The 22,236-nt window shown below is 63.3% G+C and carries 26 protein-coding genes; 15 read left to right on the top strand and 11 right to left on the bottom strand.

The annotated features are described in order from the left end of the window. Positions 1-85: 85 nt before the first annotated feature. From AC19YR_RS02060 to AC19YR_RS02040, 5 genes are read right to left on the bottom strand one after another with little or no spacing between them, the layout of a single operon-like run. Positions 86-277, bottom strand: a complete 192-nt coding sequence (locus AC19YR_RS02060; protein ID WP_500596952.1) for a DUF1289 domain-containing protein — start codon at positions 275-277, stop codon at positions 86-88. A gap of 5 nt (positions 278-282) precedes the next feature. Continuing rightward, entirely contained in the window at positions 283-1,233 is a 951-nt protein-coding gene (gene scpB / locus AC19YR_RS02055) for an SMC-Scp complex subunit ScpB (RefSeq protein ID WP_500596951.1), read from the bottom strand. A gap of 12 nt (positions 1,234-1,245) precedes the next feature. Next, positions 1,246-2,064 (bottom strand): segregation and condensation protein A, encoded by an 819-nt coding sequence (locus AC19YR_RS02050; protein ID WP_095107384.1) that lies wholly within the window; start codon positions 2,062-2,064, stop codon positions 1,246-1,248. Beyond that, positions 2,065-2,694: an L-threonylcarbamoyladenylate synthase gene (locus tag AC19YR_RS02045; protein WP_095107383.1), complete on the bottom strand. Its 630-nt coding sequence runs from the start codon at positions 2,692-2,694 to the stop codon at positions 2,065-2,067. 13 nt (positions 2,695-2,707) lie between these two features. Beyond that, positions 2,708-3,571, bottom strand: coding sequence for a PHP domain-containing protein (locus tag AC19YR_RS02040; protein ID WP_095107382.1), 864 nt, complete (start codon positions 3,569-3,571; stop codon positions 2,708-2,710). Positions 3,572-3,658: 87 nt separating this feature from the next. On the opposite strand from AC19YR_RS02040, the gene AC19YR_RS02035 reads away from it, so the two are divergent. The 6 genes from AC19YR_RS02035 (at position 3,659) to AC19YR_RS02010 (ending at position 7,829) form a co-directional block, all read left to right on the top strand. Further along, complete coding sequence (locus tag AC19YR_RS02035; protein WP_095107381.1) at positions 3,659-4,255, top strand: septation protein A; 597 nt, start codon at positions 3,659-3,661, stop codon at positions 4,253-4,255. A 1-nt stretch (position 4,256) separates the two neighbouring features. Continuing rightward, entirely contained in the window at positions 4,257-4,556 is a 300-nt protein-coding gene (locus AC19YR_RS02030; protein ID WP_095107380.1) for a YciI family protein, read from the top strand. A gap of 109 nt (positions 4,557-4,665) precedes the next feature. Then, a complete protein-coding gene (locus tag AC19YR_RS02025; RefSeq protein WP_500596948.1) occupies positions 4,666-5,076 on the top strand; it encodes an SH3 domain-containing protein in 411 nt (136 codons plus the stop codon). Positions 5,077-5,083: 7 nt separating this feature from the next. Then, on the top strand, positions 5,084-5,761 hold the full coding sequence (locus tag AC19YR_RS02020; protein ID WP_095107378.1) for a response regulator transcription factor: 678 nt from the start codon (positions 5,084-5,086) through the stop codon (positions 5,759-5,761). A gap of 180 nt (positions 5,762-5,941) precedes the next feature. After that, entirely contained in the window at positions 5,942-6,379 is a 438-nt protein-coding gene (locus AC19YR_RS02015; protein WP_500596946.1) for an LTXXQ domain protein, read from the top strand. A 106-nt stretch (positions 6,380-6,485) separates the two neighbouring features. After that, positions 6,486-7,829 carry a sensor histidine kinase gene (locus AC19YR_RS02010; RefSeq protein ID WP_500596944.1) on the top strand — a complete coding sequence of 448 codons (1,344 nt, stop codon included), beginning with the start codon at positions 6,486-6,488 and terminating at the stop codon, positions 7,827-7,829. 119 nt (positions 7,830-7,948) lie between these two features. On the opposite strand, the gene AC19YR_RS02005 is transcribed toward AC19YR_RS02010, so the two are convergent. Further along, positions 7,949-8,521: a nitroreductase family protein gene (locus tag AC19YR_RS02005; RefSeq protein ID WP_500596942.1), complete on the bottom strand. Its 573-nt coding sequence runs from the start codon at positions 8,519-8,521 to the stop codon at positions 7,949-7,951. Between the two features lie 120 nt (positions 8,522-8,641). On the opposite strand from AC19YR_RS02005, the gene AC19YR_RS02000 reads away from it, so the two are divergent. Next, the gene (locus AC19YR_RS02000; protein WP_095107374.1) at positions 8,642-10,096 is read left to right on the top strand and encodes a TrkH family potassium uptake protein; all 1,455 of its coding nucleotides are present in this window, start codon (positions 8,642-8,644) and stop codon (positions 10,094-10,096) included. Here AC19YR_RS02000 and AC19YR_RS01995 read toward each other — a convergent pair. Next, positions 10,053-11,114 carry an AraC family transcriptional regulator gene (locus AC19YR_RS01995; RefSeq protein WP_095107373.1) on the bottom strand — a complete coding sequence of 354 codons (1,062 nt, stop codon included), beginning with the start codon at positions 11,112-11,114 and terminating at the stop codon, positions 10,053-10,055. The two genes, AC19YR_RS02000 and AC19YR_RS01995, sit on opposite strands and share 44 nt — an antisense overlap. 166 nt (positions 11,115-11,280) lie before the next feature. Between AC19YR_RS01995 and AC19YR_RS01990 the strand changes: the two genes are divergently transcribed. Continuing rightward, positions 11,281-11,592, top strand: coding sequence for an Mpo1-like protein (locus tag AC19YR_RS01990; protein WP_095107372.1), 312 nt, complete (start codon positions 11,281-11,283; stop codon positions 11,590-11,592). On the opposite strand, the gene AC19YR_RS01985 is transcribed toward AC19YR_RS01990, so the two are convergent. Beyond that, positions 11,589-12,410 (bottom strand): UDP-2,3-diacylglucosamine diphosphatase, encoded by an 822-nt coding sequence (locus tag AC19YR_RS01985; RefSeq protein WP_500596940.1) that lies wholly within the window; start codon positions 12,408-12,410, stop codon positions 11,589-11,591. The genes AC19YR_RS01990 and AC19YR_RS01985 overlap by 4 nt on opposite strands. Positions 12,411-12,602: 192 nt before the next feature. Here AC19YR_RS01985 and AC19YR_RS01980 point away from each other — a divergent pair, with 192 nt between their 5' ends. Next, positions 12,603-13,487 (top strand): DMT family transporter, encoded by an 885-nt coding sequence (locus tag AC19YR_RS01980; protein WP_500596938.1) that lies wholly within the window; start codon positions 12,603-12,605, stop codon positions 13,485-13,487. 151 nt (positions 13,488-13,638) lie between these two features. Beyond that, positions 13,639-13,929, top strand: coding sequence for a hypothetical protein (locus tag AC19YR_RS01975; protein WP_500596937.1), 291 nt, complete (start codon positions 13,639-13,641; stop codon positions 13,927-13,929). Positions 13,930-13,970: 41 nt separating this feature from the next. On the opposite strand, the gene AC19YR_RS01970 is transcribed toward AC19YR_RS01975, so the two are convergent. Next, positions 13,971-14,258, bottom strand: a complete 288-nt coding sequence (locus tag AC19YR_RS01970; protein ID WP_500596936.1) for an Rdx family protein — start codon at positions 14,256-14,258, stop codon at positions 13,971-13,973. A gap of 71 nt (positions 14,259-14,329) precedes the next feature. Here AC19YR_RS01970 and AC19YR_RS01965 point away from each other — a divergent pair, with 71 nt between their 5' ends. Continuing rightward, on the top strand, positions 14,330-16,519 hold the full coding sequence (locus tag AC19YR_RS01965; protein WP_095107367.1) for a patatin-like phospholipase family protein: 2,190 nt from the start codon (positions 14,330-14,332) through the stop codon (positions 16,517-16,519). 395 nt (positions 16,520-16,914) lie between these two features. Next, on the top strand, positions 16,915-17,430 hold the full coding sequence (locus tag AC19YR_RS01960) for a cytochrome b (RefSeq protein ID WP_095107366.1): 516 nt from the start codon (positions 16,915-16,917) through the stop codon (positions 17,428-17,430). A gap of 56 nt (positions 17,431-17,486) precedes the next feature. Here AC19YR_RS01960 and AC19YR_RS01955 read toward each other — a convergent pair whose 3' ends face one another. Both AC19YR_RS01955 and recQ read right to left on the bottom strand, forming a co-directional pair. Continuing rightward, the gene (locus AC19YR_RS01955) at positions 17,487-17,921 is read right to left on the bottom strand and encodes a MarR family transcriptional regulator (RefSeq protein WP_095107365.1); all 435 of its coding nucleotides are present in this window, start codon (positions 17,919-17,921) and stop codon (positions 17,487-17,489) included. A 120-nt stretch (positions 17,922-18,041) separates the two neighbouring features. Beyond that, positions 18,042-20,168 carry a DNA helicase RecQ gene (gene recQ / locus AC19YR_RS01950; RefSeq protein ID WP_500596933.1) on the bottom strand — a complete coding sequence of 709 codons (2,127 nt, stop codon included), beginning with the start codon at positions 20,166-20,168 and terminating at the stop codon, positions 18,042-18,044. A 275-nt stretch (positions 20,169-20,443) separates the two neighbouring features. Between recQ and AC19YR_RS01945 the strand changes: the two genes are divergently transcribed. From AC19YR_RS01945 to lapG, 3 genes are all read left to right on the top strand, one after another. Then, positions 20,444-21,031, top strand: coding sequence for a UPF0149 family protein (locus AC19YR_RS01945; RefSeq protein WP_095107363.1), 588 nt, complete (start codon positions 20,444-20,446; stop codon positions 21,029-21,031). A gap of 10 nt (positions 21,032-21,041) precedes the next feature. Next, positions 21,042-21,440 carry a YbaN family protein gene (locus AC19YR_RS01940; RefSeq protein WP_176465045.1) on the top strand — a complete coding sequence of 133 codons (399 nt, stop codon included), beginning with the start codon at positions 21,042-21,044 and terminating at the stop codon, positions 21,438-21,440. A gap of 74 nt (positions 21,441-21,514) precedes the next feature. Next, positions 21,515-22,219: a cysteine protease LapG gene (gene lapG / locus AC19YR_RS01935; protein ID WP_095107361.1), complete on the top strand. Its 705-nt coding sequence runs from the start codon at positions 21,515-21,517 to the stop codon at positions 22,217-22,219. Positions 22,220-22,236 lie beyond the last annotated feature (17 nt).

Below are 22,236 nucleotides of genomic sequence, written 5' to 3'. Positions count from 1 at the left end.
GTCTGGCGAAGGGATCGCCAAAGGGTCGCGAATCATACGCCCATGCAGGCCTATGCGCATCACAGACTAGTGGATAAGCGCCGGCTTATTTGCTTTTCCGCCGGCCGGTGGCCTTGAGGGCCAGCAGACGCAGCGCGGCGTCGGCGAGGATCGCGCGTTTGCCGGCCTTGTCGAGTTTCTTCCAGGCCTTGATTTCCCGCTTGCTACGCCCGCAGCCCACGCAGATATCGTCGCTGAACTTGCAGACGCTGATGCACGGGTCTTTGGTTGAGGTCATGGAGGTCATTCGTCGTCGAACTGGCGTCGTTCGTTTTCGATAGCTTCGGCCAGCGCCAAGGCTTCGGCTTCTTCGTCGCTCAGCTGGGGTTTGGGTTGCTCCAGGGCGGCGACGGCGGCCAGGAGTTGTTCCCGGGCCTGAGCCACGCCCAGCACGTCGTCTTCCTGCGCCTGTGGCGTTTGGGCCGGGGCCGGATGTTCAACTTCAGCCACGTCCACCTCGGCCTGCGCCTCGCCCGCGCCATCGCGCAGCAAGTCGTCGAAATCGGTCTTGATCCCCTCTTCCATCGAGTCCAGTTCCAGCAACAGGGTGTGGAAACTGGTTTCGTCCTTGGGTTCGTCCGCCTCGGCGCTGGCGTCGGCCAAGGCCTGCAGGGCCTGGGGCACAGGGGCGTCGTCGAAGTCCAGGACCGGGTCGGGCTCCAACTCGCGCAGCTCGGCCAGGGGCGGCAGGTCGTCGAGGTTCTTCAGGTTGAAGTGGTCGAGAAAGCCCTTGGTGGTGGCGAACATCGCCGGTTTACCGGGCACGTCGCGGTAGCCGACGATGCGGATCCACTCGCGCTCCAGCAAGGTCTTGACGATGTGGCTGTTGACCGCCACGCCGCGCACGTCCTCGATTTCGCCCCGGGTGATCGGCTGGCGATAAGCGATCAGCGCCATGGTTTCCAGCATCGCCCGCGAGTAACGCTGCGGCCGCTCTTCCCACAAGCGGCCGACCCAGGGCGAGAATTTCTCGCGGATCTGCAAGCGATAGCCCGAGGCCACCTCTTTAAGCTCGAAGGCACGCCCCTCGCAGGACTTGGCCAGCAGGGTCAGGGCTTTCTTGAATACCGGCGGCTCGGGCCGCTCGCCCTCTTCAAACAGCTCGAACAGGCGTTCCAGGGATTGGGGTTTTCCCGAGGCCAGCAGAAAGGCTTCAAGCAGGGGCGCCAGCTCGCGGGGTTCGTTCAGGTTCATGGATTTGGCTCGTTATTCGGCTCGCGCCCGCACATGGATGGGTGCAAAGGCGTCATTCTGCACCAGCTCGACCAGGGATTCCTTGACCAGTTCAAGCACCGCCATAAAGGTCACCACCACACCCAGGCGCCCTTCCTCGGCGGTGAACAGCTCGACAAAGGGCACGAAACCGCCGCCCTTGAGGCGTTCGAGCACATCGCTCATGCGCTCGCGGGTGGACAGCGCCTCGCGGCTGACCTGGTGGCTTTCAAACATATCGCCACGGCGCAGCACTTCGGCCATGGACATCAGCAGCTCCTCCAGGCTGACGTCCGGCAGCAGCTTACGCGCCCGCGCCTCGGGGGCGTCGAGCTTGGGCACCACCACGTCGCGGCCGACCCGGCTGAGGCCATCGATGCCTTCGGCGGCGGCCTTGAAGCGCTCGTATTCCTGCAAGCGGCGGATCAGTTCGGCGCGGGGGTCGTCTTCCTCGGCCTCCACTTCGGCCGAGCGCGGCAGCAGCATGCGTGACTTGATCTCCGCCAGCATGGCGGCCATTACCAGGTACTCGGCGGCCAGTTCCAGGCGCACCGACTGCATCAGTTCGACATAGCCCATGTACTGGCGGGTGATTTCCGCCACGGGGATGTCGAGGATGTTGATGTTCTGCTTGCGGATCAGGTACAGCAGCAAGTCCAGTGGCCCCTCGAAGGCGTCAAGGAACACCTCCAGGGCGTCGGGCGGGATGTACAGGTCCAGGGGCATTTCCAGGACAGCCTGGCCGTACACCATGGCGAACGGCAGTTCCTGCTGGGCGCCGGCCTGGCTATCGACAGTTTCCGCCGCCGACATCTAGGCCTCGACCAAAAACGGCGCCGGGTCGCCGCAACCGACGCGAATCACCTCGGGCTCGCCGTCGGCCAGGTTGATGACGGTAGAAGCCTTATTGCCGCCGAAACCGCCGTCGATAATCAGGTCGACCTGTTTTTCCAGGAGTTGGCGCATTTCGTAGGGGTCTTCCAGGGGCTCGGTCTCGCCGGGCAGGATCAGGGTCACGCTCATCAGAGGCTCACCCAGTTCCGCCAGCAGCGCCAGGGCAATGGGGTGGCTGGGCACGCGCAGGCCGATGGTGCGTTTTTTCGGGTGCAGCAACAGGCGCGGCACTTCCCGGGTGGCGTTGAGAATGAAGGTGTAGGGCCCTGGCGTGTGAGCCTTGAGCAGGCGAAAGGTGCCGGTATCGATCTTGGCGAACAAGCCCAATTGCGACAGATCGCAGCAGATCAGCGCAAAGTTGTGCTTATCGTCCAGTTGGCGCAAGCGCCGCACCCGCTCCACGGCGTTCTTGTCGCCGATCTGGCAGCCAATGGCGTAGGAGGAATCGGTTGGATAGATGACCACACCGCCCTTGCGGATGATCTCCACCGCCTGTTTTATCAGGCGCGCTTGCGGGTTTTCCGGATGAATCTGGAAAAATTGACTCACATTGTCTACCTGTTCAGACGGCGATAACGGCTGGCTCATGTTTGAAACGGGACCAAAGCAGTGGCAGATCGTCTGGCAGCGGACGGTACTCCCCAATCTCCGACCAGCCCCCAGGGCCATGGAAATCACTGCCGGCGCTGACCAGCAGGCCAAACTCGCGGGCCAGGATGGCCAGGCTGCCCACTTGTTCGGCAGGCTGATGGCCATTGACCACTTCGATCGCGTGGCCGCCCGCTTGAATATAGTCGCCAATCAACTTGCGGCGCTTGCTACGGGTGAAATCGTAATGCCAGGGGTGGGCCAGGCTGACCCAGGCGCCGGCGGCACGCAGGGTCGCGACGGTATCTTCCAGAGTCGGCCAGTGCTGCTTGACGTCCCCCAGCTTACCGGCGCCGAGCCACTTGCGGAACGCTTCGGCGCGATCCTTGACGAAACCTTCACGCACCATCCAGTCGGCGAAATGCGGGCGGGCCGGGGCATTGCCGCTGTCGCCCAGTTCCTGCTGGATCGCGCGGGCGCCGTCGAGCGCACCGGGCATGCCCTTAAGCGCGAGCTTGCGGCTGATCTCTTCGGAACGCAGCCAGCGGCCGTCGTGCAACTGGGCAATGGCGTCCACCAGCGGCGGCGCATCGACGTCAAAGCCGTAGCCCAAAATGTGGATGGTGGCACCGCCCCAGGTGCACGACAGCTCAACGCCGTTGACCAGTTGCATGCCCAACGCCTGGGCCGCCACACGGGCCTCGTGCAGGCCTTCGAGGGTGTCGTGGTCGGTCAGGGCCAGCACTCGCACGCCTTTTTCAAAGGCACGCGCCACCAGAACTTCAGGCGCCAATGCGCCATCGGAGGCCGTGCTATGGCAGTGCAAATCAACATTCACGGGAGGGTTCAACCTTAAATTAGCCAGCGCTATCGCTGTCATGGATGTTTGTTATTATGCCGCCACATCCTGCTTCTGGCTGCCACTGTGAAACAATTCATCGACTTCATCCCGCTGCTCCTGTTTTTCATCGTCTACAAAATCGACCCACGGGTCGTCGATATTGCCGGCCATGAGCTGACGGTCGGTGGCATCTACAGCGCCACGGCCATGCTGATCGTCAGTTCCCTGGTGGTCTACGGCGCGCTGTTCATCTCCCAACGCAAACTGGAAAAAAGCCAATGGCTGACCCTGATCGCCTGCCTGGTGTTCGGGAGCCTGACCCTGGCCTTCCACAGCGAAACCTTCCTCAAATGGAAGGCGCCGGTGGTCAACTGGCTGTTCGCGCTGGCCTTTGCCGGCAGCCATTTCATCGGCGACCGCCTGCTTATCAAACGCATCATGGGCCACGCGCTGACCCTGCCGGAGCCAGTCTGGGTGCGCCTGAACCTGGCCTGGATCGCATTCTTCCTGTTCTGCGGCGCGGCCAACCTGTTCGTCGCGTTCACCTTCCAGAGCATCTGGGTCGATTTCAAGGTGTTCGGCAGCCTGGGCATGACCGTGCTGTTCCTGGTCGGCCAGGGCATCTACCTGTCGCGCCACCTGCATGACGCCGACCCCACCACGCCAAAAACCGAGGACTGACATGCTCTACGCCATCGTTGCCACCGACGTCGCCAACTCCCTGGAAAACCGCCTCGCTGCCCGCCCCGCCCACCTGGAACGGCTGCAACAGCTCAAGGCCGAAGGCCGCGTGGTACTGGCCGGGCCCAACCCGGCCGTGGACAGCAATGACCCCGGCGCCGCCGGGTTCACCGGCAGCCTGATCGTGGCCCAGTTCGATTCCCTGAGCGCGGCCCAGGCCTGGGCGGACGCCGACCCGTACATCAGCGCAGGCGTCTACGCCAGCGTTACGGTCAAACCGTTCAAGCAAGTGCTGCCGTAAAAAAACACTGGCCGATGAACCTTATGGGCTCATCGGCCTCTCAATCGCTCATTATTCTCGTTCCGCGGCCGACAACCTGCCCAACACTCGTTTGGAATCAGGAGTTCCGATGCGCTTAAGTCCGTTGTGTCTGCTGTTGGTCACGTTGTCGATCGGGGCTTACGCCCAAGCCGAACCCGGTACGGATGCGGGCAATTCGACGCCCCTGTCCCTGAGCGCCGGCGCCCAGATCACCGAGTTGCAGCAGCGCTTGAAAGAAAGCGAACGGCTGCGCGATGAGCTAAACATCCAACTGCAACGAGCCGATGGCGAGCGCGAAAGCGCCCAACTCGCCCGCCTGCGCCAAGAGAACCAGCGCCTGAAGCTGCAACTCAAAGAGTTGCAGGCCAATGCCGGCCCGCGCCTGCTGACCGATCAGCAGCAGTGGTTCGTCACGGGCGGCGGCGTAGCGCTGTTGGCGTTGCTGTGCGGTATCTTCGCCAGTGGCGGGCGTAGACAACGCCGACAATGGCTAAATTGAGTGAGTCATGAGCGACCTGTTACTGATTGACGATGACCAGGAGCTGTGCGAACTGCTGTCGAGCTGGCTCAGCCAGGAAGGCTTTGCGGTACGCGCCTGCCATGATGGCCTGAGCGCCCGCGCGGCATTGGCCGAGGCCGCCCCGGCCGCCGTCGTGCTGGACGTGATGCTGCCCGACGGCAGCGGCCTGGAGTTGCTCAAGCAACTGCGCCACGACCACCCCGAGCTGCCGGTGCTGATGCTCTCGGCCCGCGGCGAACCCCTGGACCGCATCCTCGGCCTGGAACTGGGCGCCGACGACTACCTGGCCAAGCCCTGCGACCCCCGCGAACTTACCGCACGCCTGCGTGCCGTGCTGCGCCGCAGCCACCCCGCCGCCGTGTCCAGCCAGATGGAGTTGGGCGACCTATGCTTCAGCCCCGTGCGTGGCGTGGTCAACATCGACGCTCAGGAATTCACCCTGACCCTCTCTGAAAGCCGTCTGCTCGAAGCCTTGCTCAAGCAACCGGGCGAACCGCTGGACAAACAGGAACTGGCGCAGATCGCCCTGGGCCGCAAACTGACCCTCTATGACCGCAGCCTGGACATGCACGTGAGCAACCTGCGCAAAAAAATCGGCCCCCACGCCGACGGCCGCCCGCGCATCGTCGCCCTGCGCAGCCGCGGCTACTATTACAGCCCTTGAGCGACAAGTTGGGAGCGGCAAGTAAAAGCATGACCTCTCCCTCTTTCAGCTTGAAGCTTGCCGCTTACCCCTTGCCCTCCTCTTTACCCTATCTTTACCTTGCCCTGACCGCCGCTGACCTTGATCTGCGTAATCTGCAGACATCCGGAACTGACCGGGAACGAGACAAGGAGATACACCATGCGCAAGACCCTGATCGCTCTGATGTTCGCCGCGGCACTGCCCACCCTTGCCATGGCCATGCCTGAAGGCGCAGGCCCGATGACCGGCCATGACGGCCCGCGCCACGGCGGCCAGATGCACGGCAAAGGCCCCTACAGCGAACTGGACCTGAGCCGCGAACAGCGCCAGCAGATCGGCAAGTTGATGGGCGAGCAAATGCGCGAGCGCAAGCAACTGGTCGACACCTACCTGGAAAAACTCCCGGCCGCCGAGCAAAAGGCCCTCAAGGACCAATTGGCCGCCACCCACCAGAAAACCGACACAGCGATTCGTGGCCTGCTCAAGCCTGAACAGCAGAAGCAGTTCGACGAAATCCAGAAGAAGCAAACCGAGCGCCGCGCCGAATGGGCCCAGTTCAAGGCCTGGAAAGCTCAGCAAGCGCAAAAGGCGCAATAACCCGCCACCGGGTCGGCCAGCCACGTCGGCTGACCTCCCTGGCGACACAGCCCCCCCAGAGCCCGATGGTCCCCGCCATCGGGCTTTCTCTGCTTGAGGACACCCCGTGCGATCACTGTTTTGGCGCATCCTTGCCAGCTTCTGGCTGGCTATTGCCCTGGTCGCAGGGTTATCCATCGCATTGGGGCACATGCTCAACCAGGACGCCTGGATTCTCAGCCGCCACCCGGGCCTGAGCACCCTGGCCCAGAAGTGGACCCAGGTTTACGAAACGCAGGGCGAGGACGCCGCCCAACGCCTGCTGGAAAACCGCAAGCGGCGCTATCGCATTGACGTTCAGGTACTCAACGAAAGCGGCGAGCCGGTGGTGCATGGCACTTTCCCGCGCCGCGCGGCGGCGTTCGAAGCCCGCCAGAATGACCACAACGACCGCAACCTACCCTGGCGGCGCCTGACCACCGAATACACCAGCCCCTCCACCGGCGACACCTACCTGCTGATCTACCGCATCGCCCACCCGGAACTCGACGCCTGGCATCGCGAAAGCCTGCTCTGGCCCCTCAGTGCCCTGGGGATTGCATTGGTGGTGCTGACGTTGTTCAGCCTGCTGGTGACCCTGTCCATCACCCGCCCCTTGAGCCGCTTGCGCGGCGCCGTGCATGACCTGGGCCAGACCACGTATCAGCAAAACAGCCTGGCGCGCCTGGCCAACCGGCGCGATGAATTCGGCGTGTTGGCCAACGACTTCAACCGCATGGGCGCACGCCTGCAAAGCCTGATCGGCAGCCAGCGCCAACTGCTGCGCGACGTATCCCATGAACTGCGCTCGCCCCTGGCGCGGCTGCGCATCGCCCTGGCCCTAGCGGAGCGGGCCAGCCCCCAGGAGCGGGAAAAACTCTGGCCGCGCCTGACCCGCGAATGCGATCGCCTGGAAGCCTTAATCAGCGAAATCCTGGTTCTGGCGCGGGTCGATGCCGACAACGCCAGCGCCGAAGATATCGACCTCAGCGCCCTGCTCGCCACCCTGCAAAAAGAAGCGCAGTTCAACACCGTCGACGCCAACGTGCAGTTACAGGCGCCGTCGCCATTGCAGCTCAAGGGGTGGCCCACCATGATCGAGCGGGCTGTGGATAACTTGCTGCGCAACGCCCAGCGCTTCAACCCGGCCGGGCAACCGATCGAGATGAGCGCATGGCGCGAGGGCGAGAAAATCGTCATCAGTGTGCGCGATCACGGCCCAGGCGTGGCCGACGAGCACTTGAGCCAGTTGGGCGAGCCCTTCTACCGCGCGCCGGGGCAGACCGCGGCCGGCCATGGCCTGGGGCTGGCCATCGCACGCCGGGCGGCAGAGCGCCATGGCGGCAGCCTGGTCCTGGCCAACCACCCAGAGGGCGGCTTTGTCGCCAGCCTGGAACTGCCTCTCACACCCAAGGCCGCCGGCCAACCCTGAATGGGGCCTGCACTAAGCCCGGTGTAGGAGCGGGCCCGCCCGCGATGGGCCCGGCACAGCCACCGGCCCAACGACCGTCATCGCGAGCAGGCTCGCTCCCACGAAGGCTCCCAAGGGGTTCAGGTGTCGGAACGGCCCGACCAGGCACTGACGAATGGCGCGACGTCTACCTTGGGCGCCACACGCGGTTCGTTCTGCGGGGTGCCCAGGTACAGGAATGCGATCACTTCTTCCCCTTGCGCCAGGCCCAGGCCTTTGGCGACGTGGGGCGAGTAGCACAACTCGCCGGTACGCCACACCGCGCCAATGCCTTGGGCATAAGCCGCCAGCAGAATGCCATGGGCCGCGCAACCGGCCGCCAACAGCTGCTCAGCCTTGGGCACCTTGAAGTGCTCTTGCAGGCGCGCCACGACCACCACCACCAAAGGCGCGCGCAACGGGCCTTTGCGGGCCTTGTCCAGCACCGTTTCGGGGGCTTGGGGGTCATTGAGCAACGCGGCCTGGGCCAACAATTCGCCCATCTGCTCGCGGGCCGCGCCCTCGACGGTCAAAAAGCGCCACGGCCGCAATTGGCCGTGGTCCGGCGCCCGCAACGCCGCGGCAAACAGCACTTCGCGCTGGGCGGCGCTGGGCGCCGGGTCGAGCAGGCGCGGTACGGAAACACGGTTGAGCAAAGCGTCGAGAGCCTGCATCGGCCACCTCCTGAGAAAAATGTGCCGCCATTCTAGCGGCAACGCCGCGCAAGGTGCCGGTTTACATGCCTCGCCCCGCAGGTAGAATGGCGCCCTTGCCCACCAGCCCGAGCCCACTTCATGGCGTTGCCGACCCTACGCATCATCGGTTTCATTATCGGCATCTTCCTGATTACCCTGGCCGTCGCCATGGTCGTGCCCATGGCGACACTGGTGTTCTTCGAGCGCACCCGCGAACTGCCCTCCTTCCTGTGGGCCAGCCTGATTACCTTCCTCGCCGGCCTGGCACTGGTGATCCCCGGGCGCCCCGAGCATGTGCACCTGCGCCCGCGGGACATGTACCTGCTGACGGTGAGCAGTTGGGTGGTGGTGTGTGTGTTCGCCGCGCTGCCGTTCCTGCTGACCCAGCACATCAGCTACACCGACTCCTTCTTCGAGAGCATGTCCGGCATCACCGCCACCGGCGCCACCGTGCTCAGCGGCCTGGACGACATGTCGCCGGGCATCCTGATCTGGCGCTCGCTGCTGCACTGGTTGGGCGGCATCGGCTTTATCGGCATGGCGGTGGCGATCCTGCCGCTGCTGCGCATCGGCGGCATGCGCCTGTTCCAGACCGAGTCCTCGGACCGCTCGGAGAAGGTCATGCCGCGCTCGCACATGGTGGCGCGGCTGATCGTTGCCACCTACGTGGGCATCACCATCCTCGGCAGCCTGGCGTTCTGGTGGGCGGGGATGAGCCTGTTCGACGCGATCAACCACGCGATGTCGGCGATTTCCACGGGCGGGTTTTCCACCTCCGACCAGTCCCTGGCCAAGTGGAGCCAACCGGCGGTGCACTGGGTGGCGATTGTGGTGATGATCCTCGGCAGCCTGCCCTTCACCCTGTACGTGGCCACCCTGCGCGGCCATCGCCGGGCGCTTATCAAGGACCAACAGGTGCAGGGCCTGCTGGCACTGCTGCTGGCCACTTGGTTGGTGCTCGGCACCTGGTACTGGTGGACCACCCAACTGCATTGGCTCGACGCCCTGCGCCACGTGGCGCTGAACGTGACCTCGGTGGTCACCACCACCGGTTTCGCCCTGGGTGACTACAGCCTGTGGGGCAATTTCTCACTGATGTTGTTTTTCTACCTGGGCTTCATCGGCGGCTGTTCGGGATCGACGGCCGGCGGGATCAAGATTTTCCGCTTCCAGGTGGCCTACATCCTGCTCAAGGCCAACTTGAATCAACTGATTCATCCACGGGCGGTCATCAAGCAGAAGTACAACGGCCATCGCCTCGACGAAGAGATCGTGCGCTCGATCCTGACCTTTTCATTCTTCTTCGCCATCACCATCTGCGTGATCGCCCTGGCCCTGTCGCTGCTGGGCGTGGACTGGATGACCGCCCTGACCGGCGCTGCCAGCACCGTGTCCGGCGTAGGCCCGGGCCTGGGCGAGACAATCGGCCCCGCGGGCAACTTCGCCACCTTGCCGGACGCCGCCAAGTGGATCCTGTCCCTGGGCATGCTGCTGGGCCGGTTAGAGATCATCACGGTGTTCGTGCTGTGTATTCCGGCGTTCTGGCGTCATTGATAGCCTCGGGCGTGCCTGTCAACCGCGCCCGGTACTCGCCGGGCGTGACGTCGAACCAGCGCCTGAACGCTCTAAAGAAGTTACTCGGGTCGGCAAAGCCCAACAGGTAGGCAATTTCCAGCAAAGTCATGCGCGGCTGCGCCAGGTACTGCTCGGCCAGTTCGCGGCGGGTATCGTCGAGCAACGTCTGGAAACTGGTGCCCTCCTCCTGCAAACGCCGCTGCAAAGTGCGCTGGGACAGATGCAGCGTCTGCGCCACCGCGTCGCGCTTGGGCTCGCCTTGGGGCAGCAAGCGGCACAGCACCTGCCGGGCCTTGTGGGTCACCCGGCTCTCGGAAAACCGCGCCAGGTATTCCCCGGCAAAACGGTCGTGGAGCAGGGCCATGGCCTCGTTGGCGGTGGGCAGCGGCGCTTCCATGTCGGCGCGCTCGAAAATCAGCGCGTCGTAAGGCGCGTTGAACACCAGCGGCGCATGGAAGGCTTGTTTGTAGGGCTCCTGGTTCAGCGGCTGGTCGCCTTGCAGCATGACCTTACGCGGTTGCAGGCTGCGCCCGGTCAACCAACCGCACAGCGCCAGGGCACAGGCCAGCGAGGCTTCGGCGCTTTGCCGGGTCGGCGGCAGGTGATCGCCGTGCACCGTCAGAATCAGGGCATAGCCTTCGGGTAAAAGTCGGAAGCTCAAGTCGGCGCTTTCGGCAATGATTCGCTGGTACCGCACCAAACGCTGAAAGCCTTCGGCCAGGGTTTGGCTGGACATCAATGCATAGCCGGCCACATGAAAAGACGCCGGGCGCACCACCTTGCCCATGTTCAAGCCGATCGCCGGGTTGCCCGACAACTCCACCGCCCGCTGCCACAGGCGCGTCATCGAGTCCTGGGGAAAGCGCGCGTCCGGGTCGTCCAGCGCGGCGTAATCGAGCCCCAATTGCTTGAAGAGCACACGACAATCCAGGCCGTCCATTTCCAGCGCTTTGACAATTCCCATCGCCCAGCTTGCAGAGGTCGTTCGTTCACTCATGGTGTTTGCTTAACTTATGACAGGTGAACCGCCGGATGCGGCGGATTTGCAAGGATACTAAAGTGGCGCCCATTGTCACTGGCCACAGCCCCCGATGACTCTAGACTCATTCAGGCTACCCGCCGAGCATCTGGCAATCAGAACAATAACCGCAGAGACGCCGACCGTGGAAAACACCAAGCATTTCAATAGCTTCAAGGATTTTTACCCGTACTACCTCAGGGAGCACGGCAACAGCACCTGCCGGCGCCTGCATTTTATCGGCACCACCCTGGTGATCGTGATTCTGGCGTTTGTCATCGGCAAGGGTGCCTGGCCCTGGCTGCTGGCCGTGCCGGTGGCGGGGTACGGCTTTGCCTGGGTCGGCCATTTTTTCTTCGAGAAGAACCGCCCCGCCACCTTTCAGCACCCGTTCTACAGCCTGCTGGGGGATTTCGTGATGTACCGCGACATGATCCTGGGCAAGGTGCCTTTCTAGCTCGGCTGGGCTTCTTCCAGCGCTTGGGCCAGCAACTGCGCCGCCCGGGCCTGGGCGTCGGCGAGGCGGAACAATTCAATCGAGCCGTCCCAGTGTTCGATCAACGCCGTGCAGGACTCCACCCAATCCCCGCAATTGAGGTAATCCACCTCGCCGACCTTACGCATCTCAGCATGGTGGATGTGCCCGCACACCACCCCGTGCAGGCCCCGTTTGGTGCATTCGTGGGCGATGGCTTCTTCGAAGTCACTGATAAAACTGACAGCCGTTTTCACCTTGTGCTTGAGGTACGCCGACAGCGACCAGTAGCCGTAGCCATAGTGGGCGCGCCAATGGTTGAGCCAGCGGTTGAGGGTCAGGGTGAGTTCGTAGGCCGAGTCGCCCAAAAACGCCAGCCAGCGGTGATAGCGGGTAATCACGTCGAACTGATCGCCGTGGATCACCAGCAAGTGGCGCCCGTCGGCGGTCACGTGCACCGCCTCATCCACCAACTGGATGTTGCCCAGGATCAGCTTGGAATAGCGGCGCAGAAATTCGTCGTGGTTGCCGGTGACGTAGATCACTTCGGTGCCGCGCTTGCTCATGGTCAGCAGGCGGCGGATCACGTTAGTGTGGGCCTGGGGCCAGTACATGCCGCTGCGCAGTTTCCAGCCGTCGATAATGTCGCCCACCAGGTACACCCGGTCGGCGTGGTAGCCCTTGAGGAATTGCGACAGGTGCTCGGCCTGGCAATCGCGGGTACCCAGGTGCACATCGGAGATCCACAGGGTGCGCACCCGCTGTTTACGGCTGGGTCTGGCACGTTCGGCACTGGTCATGGGCAGGCTCCGGGCTGGTTTTCGCGAGCTTGCACCCGGGCGGTGAAGCGCCCATGACAGAAATGCGGCACGGCGATGACAGCGCGCCATGGCCTTAACCCCTGGCCAAAAAAAACCGCAATGGCGACAGACGGCAACAGTGCGAGGCTCTAGAATGGCCGCCCTGTCGCTCCGCCCCCGGTAAGGATTGCAATGACGCCGCGTACCGCCCTTGGCGCCCTGCACATTGGCGCACTGATGTTCGGCCTGACCGGCGTGCTGGGCAAACTCGCCGCCGCCTCCCCCGCCGTTATTACCTTTGGCCGGGCCGCGTTTGCCGTGGCGGCCCTGGCCTGCTTCGCCAGTTTCGCCCGCCAGACCCGCTGGCATCGGCTCACCCTGGCCGACGGCTTGCGCCTGGCCTTCGGTGGCCTGCTGCTGGCCGGGCACTGGGTGAGTTTTTTCATTGCCGTGAAGGTGGCCGGCGTGGCGATTGCAACCTTAGGCTTTGCCAGTTTCCCGGCTTTTACTGTGCTGCTTGAAGGGCTGATTTTCCGCGAGCGGATCCGCGCCAATGAACTGTTCCTGGTGCTGGCAGTGAGCGTGGGCCTGGTGCTGGTCACCCCGGCCTTTGACCTTGCCAGCGAAGCCACTGCCGGGTTGCTCTGGGCCGTGGCTTCGGGCCTGCTGTTCGCCCTGCTGTCGCTGACCAACCGCGCCGGCTCCGGCAAGGTGCCGGCGGTGCAGGCCGCACTGTGGCAAAACCTGGTGGTCGCCCTGTGCCTGCTGCCCTTCGCCGCGCCTCAGTTGCCCCAGGTGCGTGCACTTGACTGGCTGTGGATTGGCCTGCTCGGCGTTTTTTGCACAGGGCTGGCCCATAGCCTGTTCGTCGCCAGCCTCACGGTGGTCAAGGCGCGCACCGCGGCCGTAGTGTTCGCCATGGAGCCGGTGTACGGCATCACCGTGGCCTGGCTGCTGTTTGGCGAAAATCCCACCCTGCGCATGCTGATCGGCGGCGCGGTGATCGTAGTCGCTATCGTCATTTCCAGCCGCCAAAGCGCCGCAGGGCCGGGCAAACGCGGGGCCGCCGCCACCTGATTGGCGCAGGCACTTTGCTATACCTATACTCCAGGCATCCGCAACAGTTCGCCGTCGTTCTCCGGATACCGACAGCTCGATACAGCGGCGCCACCCCTTGAAGTAGCTGGATGCGAGTCGTCCTCCATCAACGCTCTACAAGGGGTTTTCTATGGATATCGTCAGCCTGATTATTCAGATCATCAGCGGTGTGGTCGGCGGCAACGTGGCCGGCATGAGCAAACAAGGCATGGGCCCGGCGCTCAACTCTGTCGTCGGCGGCGTGGGCGGTGTGGTGCTGGGGCAGATCCTGGCCGCCATCACCGGCGAGCCTACGGCGGCCACCGCCGGCGGCGCGCTGGACCTACCCGCCATCATCAGCAGCATCGCCGGCGGCGGTATCGGCGGCGCGGTGCTGACCTTCGTCGTGGGCCTTATCAAGTCCAAACTCGCGCCCAAGTAAAGGTGCGCGGCACGGCCAGCCAAGGCCCTGCCGCGCCCCCTTCAGACCTTGGCTTCGTTGTGCCCCAGGTCGCGTTCGGGGTCGATCTGGTCGCGCAGCCGTTGCTTGAGCACCTGAGCCTGCGGGAACCCGCCATCCACCTTGCGCTCCCAGATCTGCACGCCATCGCACTGGATGTGAAACACCCCGCCCGTGCCCGGCACCAGGGATACCATTCCCAGGTCGTCGCCAAAGGTGCTGAGCAACTCCTGGGCCAGCCACGCAGCGCGCAGCAGCCATTGGCATTGGGTGCAGTAAGTAATGACGATGTGCGGTTTTTGGGCGCTCATGTTCGAGAAGTCTCCTGGACGCGATGGGCCGCTATAATAGCCGCCTTTTTTCGCCCAGCCCGAGTCCCGTGATGCGCCGTCTGCTGTCTTGCCTGTTCTTGTGCCTATTGCCCGTGATCCTGCACGCCGGCGAAGCGCCGCGGCCCAAAGTCGGCCTGGTGCTGTCCGGCGGTGCCGCCCGCGGGTTGGCCCACATCGGCGTGCTCAAGGCCCTGGAAGAGCAAGGCATCAAGATCGACGCCATTGCCGGCACCAGCATGGGCGCGGTGATCGGCGGGCTCTACGCCTCCGGCTACAAGATCGACGAGCTGGAAAAACTGGCCCTCAACATCGACTGGCAACAGGCCCTGTCCGACGCCCCGCCGCGTGAGGACGTGCCGTTTCGCCGCAAGCAAGATGACCGCGACTTCCTGGTCAAACAAAAACTCAGTTTCCGCGACGACGGCAGCCTGGGCCTGCCCCTGGGGGTGATCCAGGGCCAGAACCTGGCGCTGCTGCTCGAAAGCATGCTCGCCCACGCCAGCGACACCCGGGACTTCGACAAACTGCCGATCCCCTTCCGCGCCGTAGCCACCGACATCGCCAGCGGCGAAAAAGTGGTGTTCCGCAAAGGCCATTTACCCCAGGTGATCCGCGCCAGCATGTCGATCCCGGCTGTATTCGCTCCGGTGGAGCTGGACGGGCGGCTGCTGGTGGACGGCGGCATGACCGACAACATTCCCCTGGACGTCGCCCGGGAGATGGGCGTGGACCTGGCCATCGTCGTCGACATCGGCACCCCGCTGCGCAGCCGCAAACAGCTGGCCACGGTGGTGGATGTACTCAACCAGTCGATCACCCTGATGACCCGGCGCAACTCCGAGGAACAACTGGCCGCCCTACGCCCCGAGGACGTACTGATCCAGCCGTCACTGGCCAGTTTCGGCGTCACCGACTTCGGCCGTGCCCAGGACATGATCGACGCCGGCTACCGCGCCACGCGCATTCTCGACGCACGCCTGGCCGGCCTGCGGCCCAAGGAAGGCATGGACGCCGAATTGGTGGCCGCACGTACGCCGAGCCAGCGCACGCCGGTCATCACCGCGATCAAGATCGAAAACGATTCCAAGGTCGGCGACGACGTGATCCGCTACTACATCCGCCAGCAGCTTGGCCAACCCCTGGACCTGGGGCGCCTGCAAAGCGACATGGGCACCCTGTACGGCCTCGATTACTTCGAGCAGGTGCAATACCGCGTGGCGCACAAGGGCAAGCAACAGACCCTGGTCATCAGCGCCCGGGGCAAGCGCAGCGGCACCGACTACCTGCGCCTGGGCATCAACCTGTCCGATGACATGCGTGGCGACAGCGCCTACAACATCGGCGCCAGCTACCGCGTCAACGGCATCAACCGCCTCGGCGCCGAATGGCTGACCCGGGTGCAGATCGGCAACGAACAGGAACTGTACAGCGAGTTCTACCAGCCGCTGGACGTGGGCTCGCGCTACTTCGTCGCGCCCTATGCCGGTATGGAATCGCGCAACGTCGACGCGGTACTCGACAACGACCCCATCGCCCAATATCGCCTCGAGCGCTACGGCTTTGGCCTGAACCTGGGCCGCCAGATCGGCAACAACGGCGAACTACGCTTTGGCGTCGGCGAAACCTGGGGCAAGGCAGACGTGCGCATCGGCGACCACGACCAACCTAGCGAGGACTTCACTGAAGCCTTCTACGAACTCAAGTATTCCTACGACTCGCTGGACAACGTCTACTTCCCCCATGCGGGCAAGGATGTGGGCGTGGCCTTTCGCCAATACGAGCCGGAACTGGGCTCGGACCAGCGTTATCGCCAATGGGAAATCAAGTTCGACAAAGCCCTGAGCAGCGGGCCGAACACCTTCATCCTCGGCGGGCGCTACGGGCGCACCCTGGATGACGCCGAGGTGGTGATTTCCAGCTTCCAGTTGGGCGGTGCGCGGCAGTTGTCGGGCTTTCGCCAGGACGCGCTATCGGGGCAGAACATCAGCCTCGCCCGCGCCGTCTACTACCGACGCCTCACACCCAGGGCCTACCTGCCCCTGGACTTCCCGCTGTACCTGGGCGCGTCCCTGGAACGGGGCCGAGCGTGGAACAACGACAACGAGTTCGACAGCGGCTACATCAATGCTGCCAGTGTTTTCCTGGGTTTCGATACGCCGCTGGGGCCGTTGAATTTCAGTTATGGCTTTAACGATGATGACCAGCAAGCCCTCTACTTGAACCTGGGGCAAACGTTCTAGGCGCTGTACTGCCGCAATCTTCCCCACTCCATAGCCGTGCCCCCCCCCCTCGCCGCGTGACCTGCGGCGAGGCACTACCCCCGCGGGCGTTTTCCAGGAATCGCCGCCGACCGTAAACCCGAACAGCCTCCCTGATTTCAGTTGGCTATGTTTGCGCTCGCCCGGGAATGGGACACCGAAAACACATCCCCCACATATAGGCCACACACCTCTGAATAAAATCTACGAAACAACCTACAAATTCTGAAGATGCTTACTGTAGGCCAGATCATTTTCCTCATACAGAATCCCCTCACCCATTAACACCATGACTTGCGCATAAAACTAATGAGCACTTATCGCGCACGAGTATCCGCGCAAGCGACATCTATTTACTAACGATCGGGGATCAAAGCATGAGTAAACCGCAGTACTCACGCGTGCATAAATTTCTGCACTGGCTGTCGGCCGCGGTGATTATCTGGGCGCTTACAAGTGGCTTTTATGTATCGCTATTCAATGTCTCGGCGACATTAAAAGAATGGGTGTCATTTATTAACATTTCACTGACAACGGTGTATTTGCCTTTTTTCATTGCCAGGCTATACGCGACGCAGGCCTATTATCGCCAGATGAAAGGCTTGCACCGAAAATTTGCCGATTATCTGGCATCGAGTATCCACATGCTGATTCATTTCACCACCGCCACAGTAATGCTGACGGGGTTCTTAATGATGGATCAGGCGATCAACGTCTTTGGACTATTCCAGGTTCCTCACCCCTTGAAAGACCGGGTACTCATCACTCAGTTTTTTACCCTGCATATTTGGGCCTGTGGGTTACTGGCACTGCTGGTTCTATTGCACATCGCCGCTGTGATTAAGCACGAAATGTGCGGCAAACCCGTTCTCGAGCGAATGCGCTTTCGCTGAGGCGATACGGCTGCGTGCGTACCGCCTCCAGGACAAGAGCTCGCGCTCACATAACCTCAGGATTTTTCCAGGTTGCCCAGGATATGGCCGTGCACGCGCATGCACACGGCCAGGTCTTCTTCGTTGACGCCCACAAACAGCTCGTGGCGCAACGCGGTGGCGATGGTTTCAATCTGCTCGATCAGGGGGCGTGCGCTGGCGCAGAGGACAATCTTCTTGGCACGGCGGTCTTCTACCACTGCCTGACGCTGCACCAGGCCCTGGCTTTCCAGGCTGTCGAGCAGCCGCGCCAGGGTCGGCCCTTCAACACCCACGCTCTGCGCCAACTCGCGCTGGGTGGGCGCTTCCTCGAAACGCGCCAAGTGCAGTAGCACCAGCCAACGGGCCTGGGACAGCCCCAGGCCCGCGAGGCGGCGGTCCAACTCGGCGCGCCAGCCCCGGGACATCTGCGCCAACTGCATGCCAAAACGGTGTTGATCGGTTAACGGCATAGAACACTCATGATCTGACTGAAATTAATAGAAACTAATAATTAGTCAGCTAAGCATGCCCTCCGAGCCGAGGCAAGGTCGGGTATGTACTGAATCGTTACATCTTGGTTATAAGGTGTTTTAAACCTCGAACTCCGACTGCAACGCGGCCCGCACGCAGTACAGCACGCCCTCTGGCACGCGCCCGGCAAACAGCGCCATCACCTCGGCCGCGGGGGGCAGCTCGCCCTCGCCGTCGAGGAAAGCGTCCTGGATTTCCCCCAGCAGGTCTTCCGGCAGATCCAGCGCTTGCTCCAGGCTCAACTGCTGCTTGCCGATGGCCTCGGCCAGCAAGGTGTAGACGTTTTTCTCCGAGCACTGCAATTGCCCGGCGATCTGGGTCGGCGTCATCCCGGCGCGGGCCAGGGTGATGAGTTCGTGGCGAATGTCGGCGACCACCGCAGGCGCCTCGGCCGCGCCGCCCAGCACTTGCAGGAAGGCTTCGCCATAACGCTCCAGCTTGCGTGCGCCGACACCGCTGACCCGGGCCATGTCCGCCAGGGAGGTGGGCTGGCTGCGCAGCATTTCCAGCAGGGTCGAGTCCGGGAAGATGACATAGGGCGGCACGCCATGCTCCTCGGCCAGTTTGCGCCGCAGGGCGCGCAACGCCTCCCATTGCTCGCGCTCTTCGCCGCGCACCAGTTGGCTGGCCTGGCTGGTGCTGGTCTTGGTGGTGGTTTGCGGCTTGAGGTCGCGGCGCAGTTCCAGGGTCACTTCGCCCTTGAGCAGGGGCCGGCAACTGTCGCTCAAGCGCAAGCCGCCGTAGCCTTCCAGGTCGATATCCGCCAGACCACGCGCCACCAACTGTCGGAACAATGACCGCCATTCACCTTCGCTGCGGGCCTTGCCGACGCCATACACCGATAGATGCTGATGGCCGAAGCTGCGGATTTTCTCGTTGTCCTTGCCCAGCAGCACGTCCACCAAGTGGCCGACGCCATAGCGCTGGCCGGTGCGGTAGATTGCGGAAAGGGCTTGGCGCGCCGGCTCGGTAGCGTCCCAGGTCTGTACCCCATCGACACAGTTATCGCAGTGCCCGCAGGGTTGCGGCATGTCTTCGTCGAAGTACGCCAGCAACGTCTGACGGCGGCAGCGGGTTTCCTCGCACAGGGCCAGCATGGCGTCGAGCTTGTGCTGCTCCAAGCGCTTGTGGCGTTCGTCGCCTTCGGAGTTTTGCAGCATCTGCTTGAGCATCACCACGTCTTGCAGGCCGTAGACCATCCAGGCATCTGCCGGCAAGCCATCACGGCCGGCCCGGCCGGTTTCCTGGTAGTACGCCTCCAAGGACTTGGGCAGGTCCATGTGGGCGACGAAGCGCACGTTGGATTTGTCGATGCCCATGCCGAAGGCGATGGTGGCGACCATGATGAGGCCTTCTTCATTGAGAAAGCGCTTCTGGTTCGCCGCCCGGGTTTCGCTGGGCAGCCCGGCATGATAAGGCAACGCCGGAAAGCCCTGGTCGCAGAGGAAGGCCGCCACTTCGTCGACTTTCTTGCGCGATAGGCAGTAAACGATGCCGGCGTCGCTGCGCCGCTCGCCGAGGAACGCGAGCAACTGCTTGCGCGCCTGCTCCTTGGGCACGATGCGGTAGAAAATGTTCGGCCGGTCGAAGCTCGACAGAAAACGCTCGGCGTTTTGCAGGTGCAGGCGCGTGACAATTTCTTCACGGGTGCGCTTGTCGGCGGTGGCGGTCAGGGCGATGCGCGGCACGTTGGGGAACAACTCGGCCAACTGCCCCAATTGCAGGTATTCGGGGCGGAAGTCGTGGCCCCATTGCGACACGCAGTGGGCTTCGTCGATGGCAAACAGGGCGATATCGAGGTTCTGCAGGAACGCCAGCATCCGCGGCTGCACCAGGCGCTCGGGGGCCAGGTAGAGCATTTTCACTTCGCCACGGCGGATGCGCGCCGCCAGCTCGCGCTGCTGCTCGGCGCTCAGGGTCGAGTTCAGGGCGGCGGCGGCCACACCCAGTTCTTCGAGGGTCGCCACCTGGTCGTCCATCAACGCGATCAGCGGCGAAACCACCACCGCCAGGCCTTCGCGCAACAGCGCCGGCACTTGGAAGCACAGCGACTTGCCGCCGCCGGTGGGCATCAGCACCAACGCATCGCCACCACTGGCCACGCGCTCAATGATTGCACCCTGGCGACCGCGAAAACTGTCGTAGCCGAAGATGTCCTTGAGGACGCGTTGAGCCTGTTCGAGCATGAAAAACTCCAAATATCGCCGAATATCCCTGGGGCAGGCTGGCTCAAAACGAGCGATTCTTCCTGGGCCGATCGGTAAGCGGACGTGTCCGCCCCCATCAACCACACCCGCAGGGCATTGCAAAACGCGGCAGTATACCCGAGCGCTCCCGGGCGCAGGGCGCCGCCTGCGAATAGGTGCCCGCAGGCATTACCGGGCAAATCGGCGCGGCGGCTGGCCTGGGGCCGCAAGAAGGCCTAGAATTCAGCATCGTTTATTCCCCAAGGTAGCCCTTAATGTCCTTCGCTGAGCAACTAACCCGCCTGCAAGTCTTCCTCGACGCCGACGAGCTGCATGACGAGGCGCTGGACTACGTGGCCGCCCACGGCTATCTGACCGCCCTGTCGATCTGTGCCGAAGAAGTGCCGGACCGTGAATGGATCGACGCCCTGTTCTCCGAAGAACCGCACTACGCCGACGACGCCGAGCGCGAAATGATCGAAGCCACGCTGATCCAACTCAAGGCCCACATCGCCCGCCAACTGGCCGCCGACGAAGAGTTCGAGCTGCCGTGCGACCTGGACCTGGGCGACGATCCGGACGACTCAGAACTGCGCGGCTGGTGCATCGGGTTCATGGAAGGCGTGTTCCTGCGCGAAGAAGCCTGGTTCGAGACCGCCGAAGACGAAGTCAGCGAAATGCTCCTGCCGATCATGGTCGGTTCTGGCCTGTTCGATGAGCAGCCAGAATTCTCCGACATCGCCAGCGATGCCAACCTGATGGACGACATGATCGTGCAGATCCCCGAGGCGCTGACCGCGCTGTACCTGTTGTGCCAGGCCCCGGACGAAAAACCGGCGATCCTCAAGCCCCGCCACCACTAAGGTCGTGCCTGTGGCGCCCACGCCCATAGGCGACCGCTCCCTGCTCGTGCGCTACGTTCTGCTGACCATCGGTTGGCTGAGCGTGGTGCTGGGAGTGGTCGGGATCTTCCTGCCAGTCCTGCCGACCACCCCGTTCCTGCTGCTCGCCGCCGGTTGTTTCGCCCGTAGTTCCCCGCGCTTCTACCAATGGTTGGTGGAACACCCGCGCCTGGGCCCGTGGATCCGCGACTACCTCGATGGCAACGGCATCCCGCTCAAGGGCAAGGTCTACGCCATTGGCCTGATGTGGCTGAGCATCGGCCTGTCCTGCTACCTGGTACCGCTGCCCTGGGCCCGCGCCTTCATGCTGACCAGCGCGGTGCTGGTGAGCCTCTACATCCTGCGCCAGAAAACCCTACAACGGCCCTGAGCCACCCGACGACCTGCCCTCGCTTCGCCTGCATAACGCCTAGACTTCAGGCATCTGCAGGCGAGCAGCTCGATATGGTCCGAAGTGCGCGTAGTCCAGGATGGTCAGCGCCCCGACTTGGGCTCGGTGCCTGGCTGTGGGTGGTGATTTGGCTGCTGGCCAGCGCCAGTGTGGCGGCCACCTGGGATTTTTCGCGCATTCTCGAGACCGCCCAGCAACGCTACGGCAGCCTGGGCACCGGCAAGGCCCGGATCGAAGCCTGGAGCCGCCTGCTGCAAGGCGAGGCCGGGCAAGCGGAGCGCGAACAACTGAACGCGGTCAACCGCTTCTTCAACCGGCAATTGACCTTCCAGGACGACCGCCGCATCTGGCGTCAGACCGACTACTGGGCCACCCCCGTGCAAGCCCTGCTCAAGGGCGCCGGCGACTGCGAGGACTACGCCCTGGCCAAGTACTTCAGCCTGCGCAAACTGGGGGTAGCCAGCGACAAGCTGCGCATCACCTACGTCAAGGCCCTGACCCAAAACCAGGCGCACATGGTGCTCACCTACTACCCCAACCCCACCGCCGACCCCCTGGTGCTGGACAACCTGATCGGCGAGATCCGCCCCGCCTCCCAACGCAAGGATCTGCTACCGGTTTACGCCTTCAATGCCGAAGGCCTGTACCTGCCCGGCGCCAATGGCGGCAAGCGCAGCAGCGACTCGAAAAAACTCTCGCGCTGGCAGGATGTGCTGCAAAAAATGCAGGCCGAAGGCTTCGCCGTGGGCGATGGCTGACCGCACGAAAAGGAGCG

The organism is Pseudomonas sp. MF08817, assembly GCF_059862705.1.
The sequence above is the reverse complement of the archived record's forward strand: the minus strand, read 5'-3'. Positions and strand labels throughout refer to the sequence as shown.